The 21,952-nt window shown below is 45.2% G+C and carries 20 protein-coding genes and 2 pseudogenes; 6 read left to right on the forward strand and 16 right to left on the reverse strand.

Going from position 1 to position 21,952, the window contains the following annotated elements; all coding sequences use genetic code 11:
- Positions 1 to 91: 91 nt before the first annotated feature.
- The 4 genes from queG to C0638_RS04005 form a co-directional block, all read right to left on the reverse strand.
- Positions 92 to 1,825 carry a tRNA epoxyqueuosine(34) reductase QueG gene (queG, locus tag C0638_RS03990; protein WP_058710696.1) on the reverse strand — a complete coding sequence of 578 codons (1,734 nt, stop codon included), beginning with the start codon at positions 1,823 to 1,825 and terminating at the stop codon, positions 92 to 94.
- A gap of 95 nt (positions 1,826 to 1,920) precedes the next feature.
- The gene (gene rnhA, locus C0638_RS03995) at positions 1,921 to 2,358 is read right to left on the reverse strand and encodes a ribonuclease HI (protein ID WP_019686138.1); all 438 of its coding nucleotides are present in this window, start codon (positions 2,356 to 2,358) and stop codon (positions 1,921 to 1,923) included.
- A gap of 90 nt (positions 2,359 to 2,448) precedes the next feature.
- Positions 2,449 to 3,033 (reverse strand): signal peptidase I, encoded by a 585-nt coding sequence (lepB, locus tag C0638_RS04000; protein WP_058710695.1) that lies wholly within the window; start codon positions 3,031 to 3,033, stop codon positions 2,449 to 2,451.
- A 119-nt stretch (positions 3,034 to 3,152) separates the two neighbouring features.
- Positions 3,153 to 3,578: a GNAT family N-acetyltransferase gene (locus tag C0638_RS04005; protein WP_014599477.1), complete on the reverse strand. Its 426-nt coding sequence runs from the start codon at positions 3,576 to 3,578 to the stop codon at positions 3,153 to 3,155.
- Between the two features lie 521 nt (positions 3,579 to 4,099).
- Between C0638_RS04005 and C0638_RS04010 the strand changes: the two genes are divergently transcribed.
- The gene (locus tag C0638_RS04010; protein WP_013369407.1) at positions 4,100 to 4,714 is read left to right on the forward strand and encodes a superoxide dismutase; all 615 of its coding nucleotides are present in this window, start codon (positions 4,100 to 4,102) and stop codon (positions 4,712 to 4,714) included.
- Positions 4,715 to 4,851: 137 nt separating this feature from the next.
- A complete protein-coding gene (locus tag C0638_RS04015) occupies positions 4,852 to 5,340 on the forward strand; it encodes a DinB family protein (protein WP_058710694.1) in 489 nt (162 codons plus the stop codon).
- Between the two features lie 8 nt (positions 5,341 to 5,348).
- Here the strand turns inward: C0638_RS04015 and C0638_RS04020 are convergent, their stop codons facing one another.
- Positions 5,349 to 6,788: a PTS transporter subunit EIIC gene (locus C0638_RS04020; RefSeq protein WP_058710693.1), complete on the reverse strand. Its 1,440-nt coding sequence runs from the start codon at positions 6,786 to 6,788 to the stop codon at positions 5,349 to 5,351.
- 24 nt (positions 6,789 to 6,812) lie between these two features.
- Complete coding sequence (locus C0638_RS04025) at positions 6,813 to 9,008, reverse strand: alpha-galactosidase (RefSeq protein ID WP_102163352.1); 2,196 nt, start codon at positions 9,006 to 9,008, stop codon at positions 6,813 to 6,815.
- 174 nt (positions 9,009 to 9,182) lie between these two features.
- On the opposite strand from C0638_RS04025, the gene C0638_RS04030 reads away from it, so the two are divergent.
- The gene (locus C0638_RS04030) at positions 9,183 to 10,004 is read left to right on the forward strand and encodes an AraC family transcriptional regulator (RefSeq protein WP_058710691.1); all 822 of its coding nucleotides are present in this window, start codon (positions 9,183 to 9,185) and stop codon (positions 10,002 to 10,004) included.
- Between the two features lie 473 nt (positions 10,005 to 10,477).
- Positions 10,478 to 11,470: a YiiG family protein gene (locus C0638_RS04035; protein ID WP_058710690.1), complete on the forward strand. Its 993-nt coding sequence runs from the start codon at positions 10,478 to 10,480 to the stop codon at positions 11,468 to 11,470.
- 30 nt (positions 11,471 to 11,500) lie between these two features.
- Here the strand turns inward: C0638_RS04035 and C0638_RS04040 are convergent.
- Positions 11,501 to 11,713: pseudogene (locus tag C0638_RS04040) on the reverse strand (VOC family protein); the annotation flags it as partial.
- A gap of 383 nt (positions 11,714 to 12,096) precedes the next feature.
- Between C0638_RS04040 and C0638_RS25540 the strand changes: the two are divergent.
- Positions 12,097 to 12,171 (forward strand): annotated as a pseudogene (locus C0638_RS25540) (hypothetical protein); the annotation flags it as partial.
- On the opposite strand, the gene C0638_RS25545 reads toward C0638_RS25540, so the two are convergent.
- From C0638_RS25545 to acpS, 6 genes are all read right to left on the reverse strand, one after another.
- Positions 12,146 to 12,289: a hypothetical protein gene (locus tag C0638_RS25545; RefSeq protein WP_233902281.1), complete on the reverse strand. Its 144-nt coding sequence runs from the start codon at positions 12,287 to 12,289 to the stop codon at positions 12,146 to 12,148. The pseudogene C0638_RS25540 and the gene C0638_RS25545 overlap by 26 nt on opposite strands.
- Before the next feature lie 821 nt (positions 12,290 to 13,110).
- A complete protein-coding gene (locus C0638_RS04055; RefSeq protein WP_013369398.1) occupies positions 13,111 to 14,232 on the reverse strand; it encodes a GerAB/ArcD/ProY family transporter in 1,122 nt (373 codons plus the stop codon).
- A complete protein-coding gene (locus C0638_RS04060; RefSeq protein ID WP_080683394.1) occupies positions 14,232 to 14,588 on the reverse strand; it encodes a Ger(x)C family spore germination C-terminal domain-containing protein in 357 nt (118 codons plus the stop codon). Before C0638_RS04060 ends, C0638_RS04055 begins: the two co-directional genes overlap by 1 nt.
- A gap of 56 nt (positions 14,589 to 14,644) precedes the next feature.
- Positions 14,645 to 14,845, reverse strand: coding sequence for a hypothetical protein (locus C0638_RS04065; protein ID WP_233902282.1), 201 nt, complete (start codon positions 14,843 to 14,845; stop codon positions 14,645 to 14,647).
- Positions 14,846 to 15,782: 937 nt separating this feature from the next.
- Positions 15,783 to 17,015, reverse strand: coding sequence for an A/G-specific adenine glycosylase (mutY, locus tag C0638_RS04075; protein WP_058710688.1), 1,233 nt, complete (start codon positions 17,013 to 17,015; stop codon positions 15,783 to 15,785).
- A gap of 4 nt (positions 17,016 to 17,019) precedes the next feature.
- Positions 17,020 to 17,424, reverse strand: a complete 405-nt coding sequence (gene acpS, locus C0638_RS04080) for a holo-ACP synthase (protein WP_013369392.1) — start codon at positions 17,422 to 17,424, stop codon at positions 17,020 to 17,022.
- Between the two features lie 182 nt (positions 17,425 to 17,606).
- Here acpS and C0638_RS04085 point away from each other — a divergent pair, with 182 nt between their 5' ends.
- Positions 17,607 to 18,434, forward strand: a complete 828-nt coding sequence (locus C0638_RS04085) for an alpha/beta hydrolase family protein (protein WP_058710687.1) — start codon at positions 17,607 to 17,609, stop codon at positions 18,432 to 18,434.
- A gap of 91 nt (positions 18,435 to 18,525) precedes the next feature.
- On the opposite strand, the gene nadE is transcribed toward C0638_RS04085, so the two are convergent.
- From nadE to C0638_RS04100, 3 genes are all read right to left on the reverse strand, one after another.
- Positions 18,526 to 19,335: an ammonia-dependent NAD(+) synthetase gene (gene nadE / locus C0638_RS04090; protein WP_013369390.1), complete on the reverse strand. Its 810-nt coding sequence runs from the start codon at positions 19,333 to 19,335 to the stop codon at positions 18,526 to 18,528.
- A gap of 102 nt (positions 19,336 to 19,437) precedes the next feature.
- The gene (locus C0638_RS04095) at positions 19,438 to 19,872 is read right to left on the reverse strand and encodes a BrxA/BrxB family bacilliredoxin (RefSeq protein ID WP_013369388.1); all 435 of its coding nucleotides are present in this window, start codon (positions 19,870 to 19,872) and stop codon (positions 19,438 to 19,440) included.
- A 142-nt stretch (positions 19,873 to 20,014) separates the two neighbouring features.
- Positions 20,015 to 21,754 (reverse strand): two-component system sensor histidine kinase NtrB, encoded by a 1,740-nt coding sequence (locus C0638_RS04100; protein ID WP_058710686.1) that lies wholly within the window; start codon positions 21,752 to 21,754, stop codon positions 20,015 to 20,017.
- Positions 21,755 to 21,952: the final 198 nt, after the last annotated feature.

Genomic DNA, 21,952 nt, shown 5'->3' on the forward strand with positions numbered 1-21,952 from the left:
TGTATATTTATATGAAACATCTTGAATTACACGAACCTATCATAGCAAAACATGGGACAGCTAGCAAATTACTTTTTGCAAACATATGTCCTTATTCCTTCTCCAATTCCAGCAGCTTCATCTTGACTGGCAAGCCTCCGGCATAGCCGACCAAACTTCCATTTGCACCTGATACCCTGTGACATGGAAACAGGATTGGCAATGGATTTTTGTTATTGGCTCCGCCGACAGCACGTACCGCCTTGGCTCGTCCGATCGATTCTGCAATATCTTGATAGGACACACTTTGTCCGTACGGAATATTTTGCAGTGCGCGCCATACCTGCTCTTGAAAAGGAGTGCCTCTCAAATCATAGGCTATACTGAATTCCCGTCGTTCTCCCGCAAAATATTCACGCAGTTGTTCTGCAGCTTCGCGCAGCTTTTCCGGCTCCTGTACATAGACATATTCCCCGACCCATGTCCGGGCCCATTGCTGAAGCAATGCTTCCTTCGCATAAAAAGAGCCATAGTCAATTCGACATAGCCCACGATCCGTAGCACACAGCGTCAGCGTGCCCACAGGCGTCTCCATTTCATCATAATAAATCGTAGTTGGACCCTGTGAATCCTCCGTCTTTAATTCAGCAGAAGTTTGTTGCTCTGCCTGCTCTTGTTCCTCTAGCTTGGAATGCGCCTGTGCGATCATTTCGCGTACTTGCTCATGTTGTTCCTTCTCTGATGCTTGCTTGATCGCTGTCATAGCGTTTTCCCCTCCTATTCGACTCAAAGCCCACGCCGCCGTGCCTCTCAGCTCGGGACGCGGATCATCCAATAAAACCTCCGTCAATTTGGGCACCGCGCTAACATCCTTGAAATTGCCAAGACCAATGACTGCATTGCGTTGAATCGGCTTCTTCCCCCGCCAGGCCGCCGCACTTTGACCAAATCGGTCTTTGAATTCGCGATTGCTCAAATCCAGTAACGGTAACAGCAACGGCTTCACAATTTCAGGATCGGGTGTAAGCTCGGGATGATGATCCCAGTTAAGGCCTCGATTTTTGGGACATACGATTTGGCACGTATCACATCCATACAGCCGATTCCCTATTTTCAGCATAAACTCCTCGTCCAAAAAGCCCTTGGTTTGCGTCAAAAAGGACACACACCGCTGGGCATTCAGCTGTCCCGGACCTACAAGCGCGCCGGTAGGACATGCATCCAAACATTTGGTGCACTCTCCGCAACCATCCGTAACCGGTTCATCTGGCTGGAAAGGAATGTTCGTCAACAGCTCCCCCAGATAAATCCATGATCCCAGTGTCGGTGAAATCATCATCGTATTTTTGCCGCTAAAGCCAATCCCTGCGCGTTCCGCTACGGCTCGGTCTGACAGTTCTCCGGTATCTACCATGTTTTTTAAAATTGCATCAGGTACCCGTTCACTTATAAAAGCCTCAAGCTTTTCCATCGCTTCGCGCAATACCAGATGATAATCTTTGCCCCAGGCTGAACGCGCCAAAATACCACGGTACTTGCCCTTGTCCGACTTCGGCGGGTCCTTCATTTTGGAAGGATACGCCACCGCAATGGCAATCAGGGATGCAGGTTGCGAGCCATACAGCTCCGGATAGATGCGCTTATCAATATCGGGCTCTTCAAAGCCGGACTCATAGCCTTTAGCACGATGCTCTTCCAATATAGCTTTCAGAGACAGAAAGGGATCGGCGGATGCGAACCCGATGGAGTCGATACCCAGCCCTGGAGCTGCCTCAATAATTTCCTGCTTGAGCGAAGCCCAAGTCGAAGCCGTTCCGGTAGCCGTCCGAGTTAATTCGCGTTGCATCCGATACTCACCTCTCTTCTACTTTTATCATTACGGCTATGAGAATGTTGCAACATTCTCATATCTCAAATTTCAACAGAAAACAGCAACAGATGCTACCGTAAATTTTTAACAGCACTTGTCGCCAGAAAATCACAACGATTATTGAGTTCGTTGTCACTGTGGCCTTTCACCTTCACATATTCAACCTCATGCTTACCCATTAGTTCCCACAGTTCTTCCCATAGTTCCTTGTTCTCCACCGGCTGATTTTTACTGTTGCGCCAGCCATTACGGAGCCAATTTTTAATCCAGCCTTGTTTGAAGCAATTGACGACATAGGCAGAGTCACTGTGTACTTTTACACGGCACGGCTCCTTGAGCAGCTTCAGCGCTTCAATCACCGACTTGATCTCCATACGGTTGTTTGTCGTCATCTTTTCGGCACCCGACAGCTCCTTACGATGCTCTCCATACAGCAAAACGATCCCCCAGCCCCCTGGGCCCGGGTTCCCCGAACAAGCACCGTCGGTATAAACCATCACTTCTTTCATCGTTCTCTTCCTTTCCTGATTGGGAACCGCTGACCGTTATAACTCTGATCGGTTCGCACGTATTCCGCATTGATTTCAGACTATCGTTGCTCATAGCCACTTCCACTCCGAGATCGGCCAAAATATAAACTCTGCACGTCCCAGTAAATCTTCAGACTTAACGCTGCCAAAATACCGGCTATCCTTGCTTGCAGCCATATGGCGATTATCGCCCATGACAAAAAAGTGTTCCGGCTCCACTGTAAAAGGACCGTAATCACCATCCTCCACGTCCGAGTTGGTGTACGGCTCATTTAGCAGCTCGCCGTTTACATACAAATGATTATGCTCAATCCGAATGACATCTCCGGGAATACCTATGACTCTTTTCACTAAAAATCTTGGGCTGGACAGTTTGGAATCAGGATCTTTTAAAATCACAATGTCCCCTCTTCCCGGATCATGAAAATTATAAACCAGCTTATTAACGAACAAATGCTGGCTTTCCGTTAGCGTCGGTTGCATCGAATGTCCTCTGACCGTGGACAAGTTAAATACAAACAGGTTCAGAAGCAACAAGACGACCATTGCAATCAGCAGAGTAACTAACCAATCGCGTATGTAACCAGAGCGACCTGCCTGTTTGGACGTTTCCGGTGAAGGTAGCAGGTCTGACGAAGGAGTCAAAGCATCCATAATTAACCTCCTCAACCCTGTTATAAATAGAAAAGCATATCCCGTACCCGATTGCAACGGTTACTCAGATATGCTCTAAATGTAAATATTATACTTCATTTCTGTATATCGATTGCCGATTAATGAGGTGCCAAAATACTCAGCTTCTGAAACGCCTGTAAAATCTGGCTTGCTCCGTAGCCCATAGCTTCGTACAACGGCATGGCCGCACTGTTATGCTTGTCCCCGGCTACCCAAATACGGCTAACCTTACGTTGCTGAAAACGTTGCTCCATAAGCTCCACAAGCGATTTCCCGATTCCCATCCGACGATGATCCGGGTGAATAGCAATACGATAGTAACAACCATGATTCTGATCAATCGTGCCAATCAGGGCACCAACGATCTCTCCCTCTTCTTCGGCAACAACGATCAAACCGGAATCCCACGAAAGCTGACGGGCAAAAGCACCCACCGTCTCTTTGTAGCACTCCTCTGACAAGGCAATTTGCATGAGTTCCGTAACTGAATTCACATCACTTAATTGAAAGGAACGAACGTGCATAAGTAATATCTCCCTTTTCGTAAGCATAATAAAAAAATTGAGACAGCACCGTCATTTTTACATAAATCCATAAAGCGCTTATCATGGTGTTAATCACAAGGCATTATGATAAAAATGCATACGATCTGCTATATATGAAATGAAGAACAGGAAAAGGGTGTATGCCCTCAAGTTCGTCATGTCATAGACATGACAGCTTATAGCAGACGACAAAAAAGCCGAAAATTCTGCTTCCTTGACCATTAAACCATACTTTTTGACGGAATACATCCCTTTTTCTCATGTAAGCGCTATATATAAAGCGTTTACATTTTTGGAGGTCAAATTTACCTCTTTTTACCTATGTATTACGTATTCCAATCGGGTTTTTGGACATGCTATCTACCAGGCCCTATTGCTCAGTTTGGTATTTTACAAACAAAAATGTTGAAAAAATAGGCTGGATGCGGTTTAATATAACTATCGAGGGTATTATTACATAGGAACACTTACCCAACCATATAACCAGGAGGGATTTTATTATGGCATTTCAATTACCAGAACTTCCTTACGCAAAAGACGCACTGGAACCACACTTTGATGCACTGACAATGGAAATTCACCATGATCGTCACCATAACACATATGTTACGAACTTAAATGCAGCTCTGGAGAGCGCTCCTGAACTGCAAAGCAAAAGTCTGGAGGATCTGATCTCCAATCTGGACAGCGTTCCTGAAAGCATCCGCACTGCGGTTCGCAATAACGGTGGTGGACACCACAACCACAGTTTGTTCTGGGAAGTTATCGGTCCTAACGGCGGTGGACAGCCAACAGGTGCAATTGCTGAAGCAATCAACAACGAACTGGGTGGCTATGACAAATTTAAAGAAGACTTCACTAAAGCAGCTACAACTCGTTTTGGTAGCGGCTGGGCTTGGCTGGTTGTCGGTAAAGACGGCAAACTGGCAATCACTAGCACTCCAAACCAAGATAGCCCGCTGTTCGAAGGTCTGACTCCGGTACTTGGACTGGACGTTTGGGAGCATGCTTACTACCTGAAATATCAAAACAAACGCCCAGATTACATTGCAGCTTTCTACAATGTAATCAACTGGGATGAAGTTAACAAACGTTACGCGGCTGCAAAGAAATAAGCCAGTAGCAACATTCTTATCCTAAATCATGAAGGGTTGTCTCAAAAGTAGATTTTCTACGAATGAAACAGCCCTTTTGGCATTCTGTGGTAAACTGGTGGAAATCATTCTTTATTACAGTCCCAGGAGGGTAATGGATGCAGACTTTTTTTCGTTATAACTGGATGGTTCGAGAACAATGGTATCGCTGGTGTGAAGAGGTGCCGCAGGAGGAACTGCTGAAAGAACGTATTGGCGGGGCTGGCGGCATTCTAAAAACGCTCTTTCATATCGTTGATGTAGAATGGAGCTGGGTTCAAATCATTCAAGGCAAACCTGATTTCCAGGAGGACTTCTCTCAGTATAATACGCTGGCTAAAGTCCGCGAGCTGGACGCGAAGTTTCGACTCGATGTGGAGCCGTTCGTCCTCGCCTGGCATGAAGGTCTGGAACGAAAAAGGTTTGAAGATCACCTCCCGGACGGCAGAATTGCGATCGATGCCTGGGGCGAGGTGATGCGCCATGTCATTGCCCACCAAATTCATCATATCGGACAGTTGTCCGTATGGTCGCGTGAGCTCGGCAAGGCCCCGGTTTCAGCCAATGTAATTGGCAAAGGGCTGATTGAGAGCGATCCATCCATATAGGTCATTTCTTAAGATATTGCTTTTGACCTCTTGCTCTTGATAACACCATAAGCCAATGTAAATAATGCTCCACATATCAGGGCAATAAGATGAGCGACAAGATAATTGATATGACCGTGGTTATCTGACGCTGCAATTGCAAAGCCAGGAAGAGCCGTGGTTCCGAATCCAATGGCTGTCAGCTTGCTTAAATATACATATGCTCCGGCAACCATTCCTCCGAGACATCCAGCAACCAGAGGGAACTTATACTTCAAAGTGACCCCGAAGATCGCGGGTTCCGAGATTCCAAAAAGTACAGACCCGAATGCAGAGTAACCCAGTTCTTTAACCTTGGTGTCTTTGCGATTCAAAAGAATATACCCCAATACGGCGCCCCCTTGAGCCATCAAAGCTACCGATGCCAATGGATTGATAAAATTTCTGCCTGTGTCAGTTAACAGCTGTGCTTCTACCGCGCCCATAACATGGTGCAAACCTGTAATAACGATGATCTGCTGAATACCTGCAAAAAACATAAAGCCGAATATTCCTAGGTTTTGCGTCATCCAAAGCAACGAAACAGTCACCAGACTGGCTAGCTCCCGCCCAAGAGGGCCGATAATCGTAAACAATAGCAGAGAAGAAACAAAGACCGTCAGCAAAGGAGCCAAAAATAGTTTAATCATGTCTGGAATCTTTTTGTTAAAAAACTGATCCAACTTGGCTACCACATATCCCATCATCAGAGCAATAATAATACCGCCCTGAAAGCCTACCAACTGTACGGGAAGGCCGAAAAGACTGATCGATTCCGGATTTTGGCTCCCTTTAGCTACCTCAAAGGCATCCGCCAAGGCTGGATGAAGCATAATCGCACCCAGCACAAGCCCCAGAATCGGACGGCCGCCATATCTCTTAGTTGCAGAATAAACAACAAGCAGCGGCAGGATGGTGAAAATACCTGTGGAAACGATTTGAACAAAGCGATTGATCCCTTGGAAAATTGGATATATCTCCACAATCGATTTAGGGCCGAATAGCCCCTTCTGGCCTAATAGACCGGTGATCCCCATTAACAATGCGGCGGCAAGAATTCCAGGCATGATCTCAATGAAGACATCTGACAGCGATTTAATGGCTTTTTGAAAAGGATTTTGCTTTTGTGCGGACTTCGACTTGACATCACTTAATGACATATCTTCTGTTCCGGTCAGTTTGGAGAACACGGCATAGATATTATTGACCAACCCAGCTCCAAAAATGATCTGCAGTTGATCCCCCGCTATGAACACACCTTTAACCAGATCAACTTCTTCAATCTTTTTTAATTCCGCTTTTTCATTTTCTTCAAGTACAATTCTTAATCTTGTGGCACAATGGGCCACACCGATAATGTTCTCTTCACCACCGATATATTTTAAAATTTCTTGAGAAATTTGCTTATACTGCTTTTCTTTTGCTTCCATCTAGTAAAACCTCCTCTAGCTGAATCAGATGATGTCTTCTTTAACAAATCTCCAGAACAGACCTAAAAAGTCCTGCTTCACCCTGGTCAGCGTTATGCCTACATGCATTAATTCATCACCGCCAAACAGCCCACCAGTTTCTATATTTCTGTAAATGTAGTCTGGATTCAGACCTTTGAATTTTAACGTTTTAATCGCGGCAGCCGGTTGGGATAAAACCTTGAAATAACTGGCCGCCATTTCCGTTTGATCCTCTGACACAAAGCTCCATGCAGCTTCATTTTCATCAAACGGATTAATGATTCTGTAAAAGTTTCCAAACTGAATGAGCGATCTCATTTCCTTATATAGAGCTATCTGCTTTTTCACCACTTCTTTTTCTTCAACAGTTAATGTCGTCAAATCCAGCTCATATCCTAAATTCCCGGCCATGGCGACATAACCCCTGGTCTCCAACGGAGTTATTCTTCCCACTTGATGGTTAGGTACCGTGGAGACGTGTGCGCCCATCGTAATCGGAGGGTAGACAAGACTTGTCCCCCATTGAATTTTCAGTCGGCAAATGGCATCCGTATTATCACTCGTCCAGGTCTGAGGCATGTAATAGAGCATACCGGCATCAAAACGGCCTCCTCCACTAGAACAGCTTTCGAATAAGACATGGGGAAACTTCGATGTAAGCTCTTCCATAATACTGTAGAGTCCCAGGATATAACGATGCGCCGTCTCCCTTTGTCTCTCAGGTGGCAAGGCGGCCGAACCCACATCTGTCATGTGACGATTCATGTCCCATTTTACATAAGTAATTGGAACGTTCGATAAAATATTGGAAACCGACTTAACGATGTACTCACACACTTCCTTCCTCGATAAATCCAACATAAGCTGATTTCTTCCCAGCGTATACGGACGATCAGGGACATGGATACACCAATCGGGATGCTTTCTGTATAAATCACTGTCTATGGATACCATCTCAGGTTCAAACCACAAACCAAACTCCATACCCAGATTTCGAATGCGATTGGCAAGATCCGGCAATCCATCTGGAAGTTTGCGACGGTCCACCACCCAATCGCCTAATGAAGTATTGTCATCATCTCGTTTCCCAAACCACCCATCATCCAATACAAACAGCTCCACTCCTACATTTTGAGCTTCCTTCGCCAACTGCTCAATCTTGTCGGCATCAAAGTTAAAGTAGGTGGCTTCCCAGTTATTAATCAGGATCGGCCGTTCCTTGTCACGAAATGGTCCACGACATAATCTGTTCCTGTATAATTCATGATAAATTCTCGACATGCCGCCCAAGCCATTTTCGGTGTATACCATAACCACTTCCGGCGTTTGGAACGACTCCTCCGGTCCAAGCAGCCATGTGAAATCAAAAGGATTAATCCCCATCGTGACTCTAGTGTTCCGATAGGAATCTACCTGCGTCTGGGCCGTAAAGTTCCCGCTGTACACCAGATTAAAGGCGTATACTTCGCCCTGATCTTCATCTGTCCCTTCTCTTACAAGTGCCATAAAGGGTGCCTGATGAGGGCTACTGGCGCCACGGCAGCTGTCTACCATTTGAATTCCAGGTAAAACTTTTCTCCTTGCTATATTTTTTTCATTGTTATGCGCACCGTACAAGGTAATGAGTTCATACTCATCATCTCGAAAATCCACACTGGCACTTAACGCTCTAAGCAGTTTTAGCTGCTGCTGGCCTTCATTATCAAAACGGACAGAACGGGTAATGACATCCCGCTTTGGATATAGGCTATAGGATAGTACAATCTTTACATCAATTAATGGATCTTCAAGGATGATTTCCAGTGTTTCTACTTCGCCATCATCCTCCGCATACGTAGAAGGAAGCCCTTTCAATTTTGCTTTGCCTTGGTAAACCCGATGTTCTTTATACCGAAAATCTGTCACTGTAGAACCATTCTCCAATTGAAGCTGATACGCAGGAATCCTGAAATCACTATTTCCAAATGACGGATATTCTTGCGGGATGGTATCCAGTGAAAAAGCTCGATCCGCCCCATCCGGATTGGGTGAAAACCCTCTATCCATAAAGATGATTTTATTGCTTCCCCGATAGTTCTGAATTTTCTTTCCCCAATACAGATGGGCTAAATAACCATCTCGTATAACCTGCATGACATAACTGGTATTGCTGCCTTGTAAATGGAATAAAAGCTTCTCTTTATCGATGATTATAGCCATAGTGACCCCCTTGTAGCGCCAATAGTAATATTTTCAAAAAGTATAAATTATGTTGTTTCCTTGTTTCTTACACCCTAATCATAATGGAATAGTTTTAATAATTATATGGAATAATGTAGACTCTATATGAAACGGTGTGATAATATGCAGAGATGAATTAAGAGGTGAAAACAAATGAGTTCGCATTTTTCCGATCATTCCTATAACAACTTGGATCTCAATCTATACACATGTGGCAAAGAGAGCTGTACCAGCAAACACTCTTATGGTCCAGCCATTCGAAGCGGGTATATGGTGCATTTTATTTTAAAAGGAAAAGGGATCTTTAAAGTCAACGATAAAATCTATCATTTGGAGAAAAACGATGCTTTCTTTATTGAGCCGAAGGTTTTAATTTACTACGAAGCGGATGAAGTCGACCCATGGGAATATGCCTGGATCGGTTTTAATGGGGTGCAAGCAAAAGAATATCTAAGCCGGACCTGTATCCATAGGGACAATCCCATTTTCCGGTTTGAAGCAGAGGGCAATCTTGCTCGCTGTATGGAAAGTATCGTCGTTTCTTCTACGCTGAAATCCAACAAAGACCTGTTGCTTACATCCAAGCTGTATGAATTCCTGTATCTGATGTTTGAACTTTATCCTAATCAGGAAGTCAACAATGAGGTAAGACAGCAGCGTTATATTAAAGAAGCGCTTCTCTTTATTCAACAAAACTATTCACACTTCATTACCGTAAGTGACATTGCCAAGCACATTTCAATTGACCGTTCGTATTTGCATCGTTTATTTAAACAGCAACTCAATAAGTCACCACAGGAATTTTTATTGCATTTGAGGATTGAAAAATCTTGCTCCCTCTTAAAAAATACTTCCCTGAAAATCGGAGATATTGCTCGGTCTGTAGGGTATAAAGATGTACTCCTGTTCTCCAAAATGTTTAAAACGGTCAACAAGATGACCCCATCCGAATACCGAAAAAATCACCAAAAATAAAACGCTTTGACGTTCTACCTCGGCTGCCCATAATAAACCTCTTATGAACAAAGAGGTCAACCAGTAAAAACTGGCTGACCTCATAATACGAACGGACAGGACAGCTTGGTTGTTCGAGAAAAATAATAACTCCTTTAATTCCGGACAGCCAGAGCAGCCGCAACGGCAACTGGATCTCCACCGCACATCTCAAGCTGATCGATTACGATTTATCATTAGGCCGGCCTTATCATTACTCATGTTACATCTTCTTTAAAGTGACGACAAAGAAATTTATAAAATTATGCTACTCAAGTCTCAAGACCCATTCACCAAATAATTTTAAAATTGAATAGATTATTTCACAATCAACATTAATATGCGGCGAAGAGGGAATTTAATCGACCAGAAGAGGGCAGTTGTTCTCTCTCTCCTATTCAGACACCTTACAAAAGAAAAGCACGTTAAATTACTCAGTCGGAGGAATCACTATTTTGAGAAAGCTATCATTTTTTATTGCCATTATCATGTTAGGTACAATGTTGTCCGCTTGTTCTGCCATTACATCCACCGTGGATCAAGCGCCTGCAGGCGTTACGTCCCGCGAGAGCAAAGAAATCGAAAAATACAATGCGTATGTGAGGCTGAATAACTTGATGACAGGCAGAATCAATGAGGTTCTGGTTCATTATTTCGAGAAGTTCGGAGGTGATACACAGCCTGTAATCGACAAGAACTTCAGCTTCATCATGCTCGGCGTTGCTGAAACTGAGCGGGAAATTGTTGATAAAGCGAACGGCTATACCGCAAGCCAACCTGCTTTTGCGAACGTAGACCCCGTAGTGATCAAACTGACACCGGTCATCAATGATCTGTTGTCCGTCCTGGACGAAATGAAAGCCTACTACGATACAAAAGGCTACGTGGATGATGATTTCGCAAAAGGAAAACAGCTGCATACCAAGCTTATAAGTGCCAATCTCGCTTACGAGACTGTCGCCAAACAATACTTCACGGCTTTGCAAAAATTGGGTAACGAGCAGCGTCTGGCCGAACTGCAAAAACTCAAGGATTCAGACCAGCAGATCAGGTATAATGCCTTGAAGTTCATGATAGATGCCGAGGCTACGGCCATTGAAATGGATGAGCAGGGAATCACCGCCGACAATGTGCTGCAACTTGATATGACGAAGTTTAAAGCCAAATACGACATTATGACCGCAGATCTAAGTGCACTCATGACAATCTCAAAAGACAAGAAACGAGTTCAAAAAGAAGGAATTAACAGCTTCAGTATCGAGAGCTATGTTGGTTCAGCCACTGAGGCAAAAGCGGCCGCTTCGAAAATCATTGAACGCATCAATAAGAAGGAACCTGTATCTGATTCTGACCTGAACGGCCAGTTCCTGAACACTACAGATGGCACACCTGAGAATTTCAATTATAAGCTGAGCAAGGCAGTCGAACGATATAATGAAATAAATTAAGCGTATCGTGGAAAGGTTGTAGCAACGATTCTAGGGAAAGAAAAGCAATGGTGGAGAGGCGAAGAGGTTAACAAGATTGCCGTCGGGATCGCGAAACAGAACGACACGGTTCCCCCACGGCATTGTGGTAGGTTCCTTTACCCACTCATCGACAAACGGCTTCAAGCGCTCGTAATATTCGGCATCGACATCGTGGACGTGGAACTCGATGATGACAGTGTGATTGTCGGCCGCCACTGCCGAACATATACAAAAACACTACTGACAACAGTATGTAAGTAGCGTTTATGAAGAAACCATAGGGAAAGAGTGATATGACTGAACTAACAGGATTCGTTAGTTCAGTGGAACAGCGACAGTCTAGGACTTTATTTCGTATTATTAGGTCAACCAAAAATTTGGTTGGCCTATTTTAATAGGTGTTTTAAGATGACGATAGCCGGGAAGAACTAGGTGGTTTTAGGGAAATAAATAACCCCGTCAAGAAAACTGTTCTCCCACTATCACCAACGACCATGTTTGAGCTGGTTGGGGCATGCGATCCCGTATAACAAGCGAAGCTATGAGGTTGGAATCATCGTGGGCTCGTTTCATTTCTCATACGAGAAGAAATTGAACATCTCATTGTGAATCCCTTGCAATCTAAGCGAGCACGCGGGACTACGTTACGCAAAGTTAAAACAGATGCAGCAGACGCTTGGCACTTAGCTGAAATGTTCTACCGCGGCGATTTAAAGCCGCACCGGGCATGGCATGAAGCTCATACAAGCTTGCCTTCAGGGTAAGGTCAAAAATGCCTCTCAATCTTTGTTTGAACATGCCAGGCTCTCTCACTCTAGGAAGTGGATTAACGATAGAGCAGAGCTGCTAGACATAGCGCTGAAGCAAAAAGCCAAGGTCAACCGAAGCATCTCTCAACATTACGTTTTAGAAGGAATGATTACCTTATTACTTGCTTTTCAGTCTCAACTCGAAATATTAGAGACACAAATGGAGGAAATTTCCGTAAATCAGCTTATACATACATATACGCCATACTTAGTAAAAACGAGCCCTATTGTCTGTAAAATTACCATATTACCATATTAATCCATAAATTTCTGTAGGAGCAGAGGGTTTCTTAGTCATGCCTCTAAATGGGGTCCAACCAATATTTTAACGAAAATATACGCTAAGGGAGCATAAAAAACGGGCTTTTCTTACTCTAAGTCGTTGTCCACTATACATCATTAGCGGTCATCAGTATGCCGAAAAACGGTTCGTTACGTCCGCTAAGGTCATCAGGAACGACGAAAATGCATGTCCGATAAAGCTAAACATAAAAACGGTCAAAATGTTGGCGCTACCCCTTATACCAAAACTGGTCCTCTATAAATTCTAAAGCATCCCGGTTTTGGACAGTAAACCGGTCACTCATAGAATGAATCGTGTTGATACGCTTACATAGATCATCCGGATTCCAGCGTGAGAGTAAGATCTTTGGATCACCACGCATGCCTCCAAGAGGATTCGCACGATAAATGCCTGAAAACGCCAGACGGTTGACCAAAAGCAGATTCCATGCAGCCTCGAACATCATCTATGTTCATATTTTCACTACCCCTATTTATTATCATTTTAGGGGTGAATGACCAATTACATTATGAACGTTTCCCATCTAGGTTTCCCCTTATGCAGAAGATCATGGAAATGAGAAGAAGCACCAATGGTACTGCCGCGCATATGATCATTCCAAAATACCCCGTTACTGTACCAAAGTTATCTATTTGAATAAAATTTTGAGGATAGATGCTGACGGCAAATATGATAATTAACGGAAGATAAAAAATGTATCCGTTCCACTTTTGGGTGAGCTGGCTGATCCCGGCTACAAGATAGAAATAATAATTTGAGGCGGTCATGAAAATTTTGATTGTCCACAAAATGATAAAAAATATTTCAAACCGTTCCAGGAACGCACCGGGGAATTCAATTTGCTGCGCAAAAGAAACGACCGGCCATTGCAATTGGGAAACTTCTTCTACCGACATACAGCCAACGACCATCGTTACCATCATGACATACAAAGCCATTGCAATCGAGTAGCCGATCCCCCCCGCTTTCCATGCTTTTTGTGGATTGACCATAAAATTAGTTAATATGAGCATGGATTCAAAACCCAGCGTCGAAAAAGGTACAACTTTAAGAGATTTGAGGATCGGCCCCCACCCTTGATGGAAAACAGGGCGCAAATTATCAATGTCAAAATGATTGATATTGAGAATGATCAGCAATAAATAAACAATAAAGGTTAAGGGAAAGAAAAGCTCGACCAAGCGAACCATCGCATGAAGACCGCCCGAGGTCAAATAACCAATGAGCAGAAGAAACGGCAAGAGAATCATGCTTACCGGAGTTCTCTCCAATGCAAGGGCTTTGAGGAATTCTGCCATCATTCTGGATACAAGAGAGCAGATCATTACGCAATATACCATGAACGCAATATTGATGAAAAGGCTGATAAATTTACCTGCGATCACAGAATTGAGCTCATAGAACGTCTTCCCTGGAAATCGCCGACACAATTTCACGTTGATAAAAACGACGCCGACACCAAACAGACTTGCCAGCAAAAGCCCCTGCCACACGTCAGGCGTTTGCGTCTGTTCCGTGATGGTTCGTGGTAAACTGACAATTCCCACAGCGTACACGGTCGAAGTTACTGTTAATAGAGCTTGTATAGTAGAAATTTCATCCTGTTTCATGGAAGGTGTGTTGGGCATTACGCTCCCTCTCCTTTTGTATAAGCACCTGTTCGTTCAATCTGTACTTCAACCCGAACGTCGATCGGTATTTCACTGAATGTATCCTGCCAATTGTCTTTTACACGATCCCAGTAGGCGGGATAGTTCACTTTTACCTTTGAACCGAAGCCGGCTACGTCTGCTTTCATTTCTTTCTGGAGCTTGCTTAATGATTGGAGCACGATCTTTTTGATTTCATCTTGCACCGTTTCTTTAGCGGTTCGGATGAACAGTTCCTTCAAGAACTCCGAAGAAATAACCGAGTTTTCGTTTAGTTTGACAGCTGTTTTGATACGAACCGTGAATGAGAGAGCCTCCCCTTTGACGTGAGGGATAAGTTTGCTATGGGTATCCTCAACTTCATCCTGATAACACTTCTATCACACACGCCTCAAGATCTGTTCCTTCTTTCGCATTGATCGTAAAAGCCGCCTGCTGTACCAATTCTTCCTTCAGTTGTTCTCAGATTAACCTGAGAGCGGCCTTCACGGATTCCCGTTTGTCCCACATCCATTTTTTTGAAGACGACATCAGGAAGATGATCCAGGATCTTTTTTAGATGATCTAATTTCGCCTCGAGTAATCTTGCCATGACGATGACGGTCCCCCTTCAAAAAACTTAAATCATGATATACATGTAATATGTGTAAAATAGTGATAAATATTCATGGGGGAGAACAGGGGTCTATCGTGTTCGGCGATGAGTGGATACTAGAACCAGAGGGACTCTCTTTGAGTATCAGTAAGCAAAAAAACGAACACCAGATGGTGTCCGTTGTTGGTCAAACATATGGAGGTGAGGGTACTCTCGTCGAGCGATTCCGTGAAGCTAATCCCTTTTAGTTGCTCATTAAATTCCCGAATTGTTCTGTCGTTCCGTTTGGTTCAACAGTAGGATTTCTGTTTAATGCAATTGGCAAACATTTTGATTTTTGGCGAGTAACACAATCACAAAAGATGCATCCTTTTCAACCTTGCCGTTCAACATAGGAGTATATCCTGTACTAGTTTCACTCATGGTGTACTTGATCAAAAAATGGAAGAAGGGTCCATTTCTTACGATTATTATTTTTACCACTGTGACAACAGTTGCTGAACTATGCGCTGTTTGGCTGGGCTGGGTTACTTATAGCATTGGCTGGAATTATTTATGGACTTTCATTTCTTACGGTATTGCATTTGTACTAGTTTACTTATATATACTGGTTTTGAAATGGGCAGAGAAATAGACGAATCTCCAAGCCAAGCGATAGCACAATAGAAGCAGTGACAGCCTAGTCTTTCGACTTGCGGGTCACTGCTTTTTTGAGTGGGAGTCAAATAAATGGAATTTGATACTCGACCTATTAGACGATCATACCGTTCAGTTTATAGAAAAATATGCCATCCCCTTGGCGTATTTTTTCGTTAGAATGTTGGTGGAACCCCTTGACAAACATTAGCTGGTTTTCTCGTCCTTGGTTGTCGCTGTTTCAATTTCTAGGCCCAGTCTAATACTTTATTTTTTGCTGACAGTTATATTATTAACATCAGTTCTCTTTTTGCTTTGCATAATATTCGTTGATCAGATCCAGGAATACCTTGGGAAACGCCAAGGTGGACATATCTGCCTCGCTGATCCAGCGGTACCCCGCCGGCAGCGCATTATGTGCGTGCTCCACCTGCTCAGCCAGCGCAATCAACGCACCTGGCTTCGCTGCGGCGCTGTAGCTGGCCCGCTGCTCGGCAGCCAGCAACTGTTCGCCCGCCTCCCCGGCAGGGACGGCGACCTCTTCACACTGGAACACACGCAGGTTCCAGTGAATGTGGCTGAACGTGTGCTCTGCCTCACGTACGAACCGCACCGGGCGCGCATGCACGCCCTCTGCCAACAAATGAGCTGCCAGGTGATCCATGGCTGGCTCATCTGGTACCGGACCGGTGTAGCCCTCCGGTCCGGCAAGCTCGTGCGGCAGCTCCCACATACGGGCCAACAGGCCCTTGGCCGGGCGCTGGCGCACAAGCAGGCGGCCTGCGTTGGCACCGCTACCCTCGATAAGGGCGACGGAGCGAGGCTCCAGCCGCGGCGGCTTCGCTTTTGTTTTGACTGGCAGCGTCTCCTCGCGGCCTGCCAGCCTGCCCGAGCAATGCTCCATGACCGGACAGGTCAGACAATGAGGCGACTTTGGCGTGCAGACCAGCGCCCCCAGCTCCATCAGCGCCTGATTAAAATCGGAGGCTCTTCCTTCGGGAATCAGCTCCCTGACCAGACTTTCCATATGCGCTCGCGTGCTGCCCTTCATGATATCCTCTTCAATGAGAAAATAACGCGACAGCACACGCATCACATTCCCGTCTACAGCAGGCTCTGGCCGATTAAAGGCAATGCTCATAATCGCCCCCGTCGTATACGGACCTACTCCTTTCAGTGCAGCAACAGCCTGCGTATCATCTGGCACCTGCCCACCGTGAAGCTCAACTACCTGTTTCGCCGCCGTTTGCAAATTCCGGGCCCGCGAATAATACCCCAGCCCTTCCCACAGCTTGAGAACATCCTCCTCGGGCGCTTCCGCCAGCGCTTCAATCGTCGGAAAACGTGCAATAAAGCGATTAAAATACGGAATGACCGTATCGACACGTGTCTGCTGAAGCATAATTTCCGAAATCCAGATATAAAAAGGATTGCGATGGCGGCGCCACGGCAAGTCGCGTTTGTTACGTGTATACCAATTCAACAGTTCAAAACTGAAGTAACGCTTTTGTTCCAATGTATTTGTAGTCATCACATCACGTCTCCTTATATTCGACAATCACAAAAGCAGAGGCAATGTTAGGCTGATGTGTAATACTCAAGTGAATGCTGTAATTCGAGTCACCCGTATTCGGTAATCTCAGTCGATCCCACGCAGACGAAGACAAATAAACTACGGGCTTCCCCCCCGGTTCAGGTAAAATTTCCATATCGCTGAACCCGATGATTTGTCCAATTCCACAGCCAAAGGCTTTCGTTATGGCTTCCTTGGCAGCAAAGCGCCCTGCTACGAACTCCGCTAGCCTTCCCTTGCGTTCCACTGCAAGCTCGCGTTCTGCCGGGGTCAACACCCGATTCAAAAATGCATCTGCATATTTACCTGCCAAAATATGAGCCATACGGCTTATTTCCAGCACATCATGTCCAATTCCGTAGATCATTTGGGTATTCCCCGCCCTTTTTTTACTTTACTGGATCTATTGTAACAGTGCGTCCACACCCTGGCGAGTCGTAAAGGCGTAAAAGCGTCACCAAAATATGTTAAAATGAGAGAGGCAATCAGTGAATGCTTTAAATTCGCGGATATGCCGGTTAAAAAACTCCCGTAGAAAGGAAGGATAGGATGTCAGAAACGATTGTGGTTGAAGCTGGTACTGATGCAGGAACAGATGCGGTGATCCGGGCCTCATGGTTTCCCGCTAAAAATACGGCCAAGAGCCTGCTCATCATCGCTCATGGCTACAAAGGATTTAAGGATTGGGGTATGTTCCCCTTTATTGCAGAAGCATTGAGTATGGATAACCACGTAGTAACCTTCAATTTTTCACATAATGGCATAGGTGAGGATCTGGAGAATTTTACCGAGCTGGAAAAGTTCGCACGCAACACCTATAGCCGCGAACAAGAGGATTTGGAACTATTGCTGTCCAATTTGAGATCACGCCATGAATTCAGAGAATTGCCGTTGTTTCTGTTAGGACATAGCCGAGGTGCGGGAAGCTGCTTTGTATATGCACTAGATCATCCCGGCGAGATTGCTGGCGTCATTTCATGGAATGGCGTAACCAATCTTGATCTGTTTACTTTACCACAAAAAGAAGAAATGCGTGCCAAGGGACGCAGCTATGTGCAGAACGCCAGAACCGGGCAACAGCTTCCGCTTGATGCTATCATTCTGGACGACCTGGAGCACAATCGCGAGCGTTTTGCCATTGTAGACAGGCTTGCCAATAGCCAGCTCCCAGCTGTACTTATCCAGGGAACCGAAGACTCCAAACGTCTACGGGAAGGCTCTGCCCAGCTCACCTCCGTTCGTCCCGACATCGAGTGGGTACAAATTCAAGGCGGCAATCATACCTTTAACACCGTTCATCCATTCCAGGGAGGCAGTCTTCAACTGGATCAGGCAATTACCGAAACCCGCCGCTTCATTGACCGGATCACTAATTAGGCAGTAGCCCCCTCAATACAAACGGCGATCCGCCGGGCGGATCGCCGCATTTATTTAGCTTAGCATTTTACAATTCCAAAATGATTAATGCTTACACTCCCGGAATGCTTGTCCGCTTATGTGCTGTACGTGTAAAATAGCTTTCCAGCTTTTCGCGGGCCGCCGGGTCAATTTCTTTGCCCTCCAGGTAGTCGCTGTTTGCTTCGTAGGAGATTCCCAGTTCCTTTTCATCCGTCTGGCCTTCCCACAATCCTGCTGTAGGCGCTTTGTCCAAAATAGCCTGCGGAACTCCAAGATAGCTGGCCAGCAAACGCACCTGACGTTTGTTGAGAGTGCTGAGCGGTGTAATATCGACCGCACCATCACCCCATTTGGTATAAAAGCCTGTAATGGCTTCTGAAGCGTGATCTGTACCCACGACGAGCAGGTTCAGTTCATTCGCAAGTGCGTACTGAACCACCATACGTGTTCTTGCCTTTACATTTCCTCTCACTTGCGGAGTAATGGAACGTTCCAGACCGATATCCTTTAATGTGTGCTCTACTTCCACGGCAATCGTATCCACGGCTTCCTTAATGTTCGTTTCCCCGGCATATTTCAGGTTGAACGCTTTAGCCACCGCGTAGCTATGCTCGATATCTTCCTGTTGACCATAGGGCTGGAATACACCCAGTGTTTTGTATTCTTGCCCTTGCTCCTGTGTCAACTCATCTGTAGCCTGCTTGCACAAGGCGGCTGCTACGGCACTGTCAATCCCGCCACTGATGGCGATCAACAGCCCTTTGCTTCCTGTTTTTGTTACGTACGACTTGAGGAAATCCACACGCTTGCGGACCTCCGCCTCTACGTTGATCGTAGGCTGTACTCCCAATTCAGCAATAATCTGTTCCTGCAAACTCATCAGATAAGCACCTCTTTTTTAGGAATTTCCTTCACAAGCCAACACGCAAAAGCCCCGGCAAGTTTCGCAGGCGAAAAATGCGGGGGCATAGCTTGAGCAGTCTTACCGGCAAAAACGGTCAAATGCACTGGTCAAATCAGCAGCAATCTGATCTGCCGAACGATCTTCGATCTGATGACGCTCGATAAAGTGAACCAGTTCGCCGTCTTTCAGTAACGCGATCGAAGGGGAAGATGGCGGATACGGCGCGAAAAATTCGCGAGCCTTCGCCGTTGCTTCCTTATCCTGTCCCGCAAAAACCGTATACAGATGATCCGGCGTTATATCATGCTTCAGCGCTTCAGCTATACCCGGGCGGCATTGGCCTGCGGCACAACCGCATACCGAGTTCACAACCACCAGCACTGTACCTTTAGCATCAGGCAGCTTAGCCTCCACATCTTCAGAAGTACGCAGTTCCTGAATCCCAAGATTCGTCAGTTCATCGCGCATAGGCTGAACTGAATCTCTCATATATTGATCGAAAGACATAGACATATTCTTTCACTCCTTTTCACTAAATCATGTATACTACATTTCTAATTTCACCCTTTGCCGTAGTAAAGGCATGGACATCTAAAGCCCATTATACAATCTTTTTCACGTAATTTGCAAAAAATCCGGTTACATCTTTGCACAATTATTTCTGTATCGAATTTATGACAGGAGTCTCAGAATGCTCCCGATAAGTCGGAATGGTTCTGCGCAAACGGACTTTAAACTGTGTGCCCATTCCCTCCACCGAATCTACGGCAATCGTACCGTGATGACGCTCCACTATACTTTGACATAAGGCCAGACCCAAACCTGTACCTTTCGTTTTGGTTGTGTAAAAAGGCTGGAACAGCTTTTCAAGCTGTTTTGGCGGAATTCCCGGACCTGTATCCCTCACTTCCAGTTCGACAAAATCCTCTTCTTCATGAGTAGAAATGGTCAGCACACCCTTTTCCCCCATAGCTTCCATCGCATTACGCGATAAGTTAAGCAGCAATTGCTTGATTTCCTTAGGATTCAGATGCAGCATCGTTACATGATCCTCCAGTTTTAACTCAATCGTCTGTCCCCTCAGGTTCGCATCTGCCCACAAAAGAGGTGTTAGTTCACGAATGATATCATGCAGATGACACTGCTCCTTCTCGACAATCCGATTCTGGGCCAGGGAAAGAAAATCATTAATAATCCCGTTCGCCCGATCCAGCTCCTCCATCACGATGCGGTAATAATGACTTAGAGAATCAGGACTCTTCTCGCGCATAAGCTGTAAAAACCCGCGCACAACCGCCATCGGATTACGTATTTCATGAGTAATGCCCGCTGCCATTTGTCCGACCAGACTAAGCCTCTCGAAATTGCCCAACTCACTGCGCAGCGTCTCCAGCTCTGTGATGTCCTGCAAGGCGATAATGACACCTGTCGTTTGATTGATATGTTTATCTCGAATAGGAAGGAAACTGGAGAAGAATACTTTGGGAGATACATTTATAAAATCAGCGCCTGCTTCTCCTTCCAATGCTTTCGCAACTCGTTCGTTGACTACAGGCGAAGCGCTAAAAACGTACAACGAGTTTAAAGGACGGCCTACAACCTCAGGCAGCGTAATATAGGGATCGAAGTCCCGGTAGAGCTCCAGCATCGTTTTGTTCATATGTATAACTCGTTCTTCGCTGTCCAAAGTAACAAGAGATAACGGCATCAAATCCATGACTTGACGCAGCTTATCCACTTCGATTAAATATTTGCTCGTAAACTCAGTTACATCTCGCCGCAACGTCAGTTTCTCAAAGGAATTATGCATCAGACTTACGACCGTAAAACTTGCCAACACACCTACAGCAACATTCCAAAACGTTGTGAGCAGATCAGGAATGTATACTGAAATGTTCTGTTTGCCCCACAATAGCGGTAATAATGCCTTAAGCAGCATATCAGCCACAACATATGTGAAAATTACGAGCTTTTTGTCCAACAATGTTCCTCTTTGAAAAAACTTGACATGCAGTAGCATAAAAGGAAAAAGGATAAAAGCAGTGCCCACATACATTGGGGACATTTCTATCGACTGCGCTATAATTAGAACACCCGTCAATGCAGAAGCAGCGAGAACAAAGGAAGTGCGACGTGTACCATACATGACGCCTACAGCAAGGGGAATAATACCGAGATTGGAAGGTAGGCCATATGGAGGCTGGTATTGAAAGAGCGAACATAGCAATATAGCTGGCAAGCAACACAGATAAAGTATTCCTTGATGAGGTCCGGGAAGCAGATTGCCTGCCCAAACCTTTTTCTTGTCCCCATAATTCGTTAATATAGAGAAAAAACCCGCCGATATAACGGCAAGGAGAACTTGGAGCACACTTTCCTTCAACGCAATTAACAAGGACTTCTCCCCCTCATCATCTTTCCTTGACGCCGTTAGTTGAATTAAAGCACAGGCTACAATATATTACAATATATGTGTTAAAATCCCGGTGTAGAACGACAAATTCTGCTAAATACCGGATATATATTAGAGGATCGTTTTTACGGTTTTTATACTCCTGTAAAATAAGAGATATACGCAACTACTGTGCTCAAT

Source organism: Paenibacillus sp. lzh-N1 (assembly GCF_002872435.1).
GTDB classification, from domain to species: domain Bacteria; phylum Bacillota; class Bacilli; order Paenibacillales; family Paenibacillaceae; genus Paenibacillus; species Paenibacillus polymyxa_C.